1 protein-coding gene is annotated in these 483 nt (G+C 71.6%); it reads left to right on the top strand.

All coding sequences use genetic code 11. The annotated features are described in order from the left end of the window. The coding region (locus tag G154_RS00020; RefSeq protein WP_036478435.1) for a DUF222 domain-containing protein at positions 1-483 on the top strand (483 nt) is incomplete at both ends.

Below are 483 nucleotides of genomic sequence, written 5' to 3'. Positions count from 1 at the left end.
TGTTCTGAGGATCCGCGGACCGTGGCCGAACGCCGCGCCGACGCCCTGGCCGCGGTCCTGGCCGGCGCCGACCGACTCACCTGCCTCTGCAGCAACCCTGACTGCGCAGGATCAGGCAAAGATCCGCGGGCGGGTGCGGTCACCATCTACGTCCTCACCGGACAAGAACCCGAAAGCGGGCACGGGACAAAGCCGGACGCGGGGCCTACGCCCGAGTCGGGTCCGGTACCTGGCACGCCGGATACCGGCGGTGCCGAGGAAGGGCCGGTGGGCGCGCCGGGAGCTGAGGAGCCGGCCGCGAAGGAGGGCAGCACCGATCCCGCGTCCGAACCCGCAGCACCCGCTGCCCCGGCCGCCAAAACGGGCCGGGGTGCCGGGATCACCCTGGACGGCGCGATTATTCCGGCCCACCTACTCACCGACTTGATCGCCGGCGGCGCGACAGTCCGGCCCCTGAGTAGCGCAACAGACTTGGGCTCCGAA

This window comes from Mycobacterium sp. VKM Ac-1816D (assembly GCF_000416385.1).
Taxonomy (GTDB): domain Bacteria; phylum Actinomycetota; class Actinomycetes; order Mycobacteriales; family Mycobacteriaceae; genus Mycobacterium; species Mycobacterium neoaurum_A.
Note: the sequence above shows the minus strand (reverse complement) of the source record. Positions and strands in the feature narration are given on the sequence as shown.